Annotated in this window: 3 protein-coding genes; 2 read left to right on the top strand and 1 reads right to left on the bottom strand. The window is 62.5% G+C overall.

The window, feature by feature from the left end:
* Positions 1–30: 30 nt before the first annotated feature.
* Together EOA36_RS30505 and EOA36_RS30500 are read left to right on the top strand one after the other, a co-directional pair.
* Positions 31–1266, top strand: a complete 1236-nt coding sequence (locus tag EOA36_RS30505) for a putative DNA modification/repair radical SAM protein (protein ID WP_127280646.1) — start codon at positions 31–33, stop codon at positions 1264–1266.
* A gap of 2 nt (positions 1267–1268) precedes the next feature.
* Entirely contained in the window at positions 1269–2738 is a 1470-nt protein-coding gene (locus EOA36_RS30500) for a UdgX family uracil-DNA binding protein (protein ID WP_127280645.1), read from the top strand.
* Positions 2739–2988: 250 nt separating this feature from the next.
* Here the strand turns inward: EOA36_RS30500 and EOA36_RS30495 are convergent.
* Positions 2989–3715 (bottom strand): MOFRL family protein (locus EOA36_RS30495; protein ID WP_127280644.1); only part of this gene is annotated, 727 nt, incomplete at its 5' end.

The following is a 3715-nucleotide window of genomic DNA, read 5'->3' as shown; positions in this document are numbered from 1 at the left end:
TGATGATTGATCAGAACATATCATGAACAAATGAGTGTTCTCACCATCCGTGAAAAACTGGCAATCCTGTCCGACGCCGCCAAGTACGATGCCTCCTGCGCCTCATCGGGCTCCGCAAAAAAGGATTCGCTGAAGTCCGGCGGCGTCGGCTCCACCGAAGGCATGGGCATCTGCCATTCCTACGCGCCGGACGGCCGCTGCATTTCGCTGCTGAAAATCCTGCTGACCAATTTCTGCATCTACGACTGCAGCTATTGCATCAACCGCTCGTCGTCGAATGTCCGGCGCGCCCGCTTCGGCATCGACGAGGTGGTGAAGCTGACCATGGATTTCTACCGGCGCAATTATATCGAAGGCCTTTTCCTCTCCTCGGGCGTCATCCGCTCGCCTGATGAAACCATGGGCGAAATGGTCGAGGTGGCGCGGCGGCTGCGGCTGGAGGAAAAATTCTCCGGTTATATCCATCTGAAGACCATTCCGGAAAGTTCGGCGGACCTGGTGGAGCAGGCCGGGCTCTATGCGGACCGCTTGTCGATCAATATCGAATTGCCCACCGACGAGGGCGTGAAGAAGCTGGCGCCGGAAAAGAGGCCGGAGACAATCCGGCTCTCGATGGCCAACCTGCGCCGGAAGATGGAGGAGAAGGCCGAGCCGACGCTGCGGACCAAAAAGCGCGAACGCTTTGCGCCCGGCGGCCAGTCGACGCAGATGATCGTCGGTGCCGACAAGACCTCCGACGACGGCATCCTGCACACCAGCGCCCGGCTTTATGGCAGTTACCACCTGCGGCGCGTCTATTATTCGGCCTTCAGTCCGATCCCCGATGCCTCGTCTTCGCTGCCGTTGCAGAAGCCGCCGCTGATGCGTGAACACCGGCTCTACCAAGCCGACTGGCTGATGCGCTTCTACGGATTTTCTCAACCGGAAATCCTGGCCGGCAGCAGCGATGGCATGCTCGATCTCGCTATCGACCCGAAGCTTGCCTGGGCGCTGCGCAACCGGGGGCAGTTTCCCGTCGACATCAACCGCGCCGACCGTGAGACGCTGTTGCGAGTGCCCGGCCTCGGCACCAAGGTGGTGACGAAAATCCTGCAGACCCGCCGGCACCGGCGGATGCGGCTGGAAGATGTCGGGCGGATTTGCCATTCGATCGCCAAGCTACGGCCCTTCATCATCGCCGAAGGCTGGTCGCCAGGTGCGCTCACCGACAAGGCCGGCCTGCGCGGCCAGATCGAGCGATCCTGCGAACAACTGGCGCTGTTTTGACCATGCTGCCAGCGGAGCTCGACCTCGCCCGCTACACAGTTTGGCTTGAAAGCCAGACCGATTTCGCCGGCTGGCGCGACGCGGCTCGACGGCTGGCGCTGAATGAGGTCAGACCCGAGGATATCGGCTGGCATGTCGCAGCCGGTTCCGACCGGCCGCAAAGCGATTTGCCTGACGTGCCCGAGGGCGCGCAGCTCGTTGTGCCGCGCGATTTCATCGATCACACTGAAACCGCCTTCTGCCATTGCGACCCCGGCCGTTTCGCCTTCCTCTACCGGCTGTTGTGGCGGCTGCGTGCGGAGCCCAAGCTGCTGGCGATCGCATCGGATCCCGATACCAGGCGGCTCGAGGCGATGGAAAAGGCGGTGCGGCGCGATAGCCACAAGATGCATGCCTTCGTCCGCTTCCGGAAGATCGGCGATGGCGAGGAGGAACGCTATGTCGCCTGGTTCGAGCCCGACCATTTCATCGTCGAGCGCAATGCGGATTTCTTCGTCCGGCGTTTTACCGGCATGCGCTGGACGATCCTGACGCCTTACGCCTCCGCCGACTGGGATGGCGAAAGGCTAGCGATCGGACCGGGCGCCGCCAAGACCGACGCGCCTGACCAGGACGACACCGAAGCGCTGTGGCGGACCTACTTCGCGAACATCTTCAATCCGGCGCGGCTGAAGGTGAAAGCCATGCAGAAGGAGATGCCGAAGAAATATTGGCGGAACCTTCCCGAGGCCTCGCTCATTCCTGACTTGATCGCGGGAGCGGACAAGGCCGCCAAGGATATGATTGCCAGAATGCCGACAACGCCCGCGCCGCACCACGCCAAGGTGCAGGCAAAGCATTGGCCGAAGCATCAGCCAGCCGAAACGCCTGACGGCGATGCCGCGCACACGATTTCCGAGTTGCGCGAAGCCGCGAAGGGCTGCCGCCGCTGTCCGCTTTGGCGCGATGCGACGCAGACCGTATTCGGCGAAGGACCTGACAATGCCAAGGTGATCTTCGTCGGCGAACAGCCTGGCGACCAGGAGGATCTCGCCGGCAAACCTTTTGTCGGCCCCGCGGGCAAGGTGTTCGATGCGATCTTGGACGATGCCGGTGTCGACCGCCTGGAGGTCTATGTCACCAACGCGGTCAAGCACTTCAAATTCGAGCCACGGGGCAAACGCCGCATCCATTCCAAGCCGAATGCCGGCGAGGTTCAGGCCTGCCGCTGGTGGATCGACAGGGAATTCGAGCTGGTCAAGCCGGAGCTTGCGGTGGCGCTCGGCGCGACGGCGGCGCTGTCCCTGCTTGGCAAGGCGATCCCGGTGACCAAGATGCGCGGCCAGGTGGTCGAACGCGAGGACGGGTTGCGCGTCTTCATCACCATCCACCCCTCCTTCATCCTGCGCATCCGGGATCACGCGGATAAAGAAGCCGAACGCGAGCGGTTTTTGCAGGATATGAAGCAGGTGAGGAAGCTTATGTCGACTTGATCCATCAGGTCCGAGCGCTGGATAAGGATCGAGCGGTTGGCGCCGCCCCTCATTGTCCTGCCGGACATTTCTCCCCGTGTAGTGACGGGGAGAAAGGGGCTGTGCCCTGCGCTTTCGTCAATCACCATCGTTGCAAGAAAAAGCTCCAAGACGCAGTTAGCTTCCTTCTCCCCGTCACTATACGGGGAGAAGGTGCCGGCAGGCGGATGAGGGGCAGCGCTTGCGTTTGGGAGAGGGGACGCACCAGCCTTTAACGGACGAGAATTGCCCTGAGATCATTGACGTTCGTGCCGGTCGGGCCGGGCACGAAGAGATCGCCGACGGCATTGAAGGCCGTCCAGGCATTGTTGCCGGCCAGCATCGCCTTGGCATCCACACCCGCCGCCCGCATGCGCGAAACGGTCGAACCGTCGGCGAAGGCGCCGGCATTGTTTTCGGAGCCATCGATGCCGTCGGTATCCGCGGCAAAGGCGTGAATACCCTCTACGCCATTGATGCCGATGGCGAAGGCGAGCAGGAATTCCGAATTGCGGCCACCTTTGCCCTTTGCCCGCAAAGTCACGGTGGTCTCACCACCCGAAAGGATCAGCACCGGCTTTTGGAAGGGCCGATTACGCGTCGCCACTTCGCGGGCGATTGCCGCATGGACGCCGCCGACCTCGCGTGCTTCGCCTTCGATGGCGTCGGAGAGGATGAAGGCTTCGACGCCTTGCCGCCTCGCTTCAGCCGCCGCCGCTTCCAGTGACACGCCAGCCGAGGCGATCAGATGCACCTCGTTGCGCACAAAGCGCTGATCGTCGGGATCTGGTGCGTCGGCCGCCGGCGACTGGATATGCGCCATGACCGTGTCCGGCAGTTTCATGCCATAGGCGGATATCGAGGCCAGCGCGTCGTCACGGCTGCCAGTGTCGGGAACGGTCGGGCCGGACGCCACCAGGGCCGGATTGTCTCCGACATCCCCGGCGACAATCCGGCCC

The organism is Mesorhizobium sp. M8A.F.Ca.ET.021.01.1.1, from assembly GCF_003998025.1.
GTDB lineage: Bacteria > Pseudomonadota > Alphaproteobacteria > Rhizobiales > Rhizobiaceae > Mesorhizobium.
This window is presented reverse-complemented; position numbering and strand designations above follow the sequence as displayed.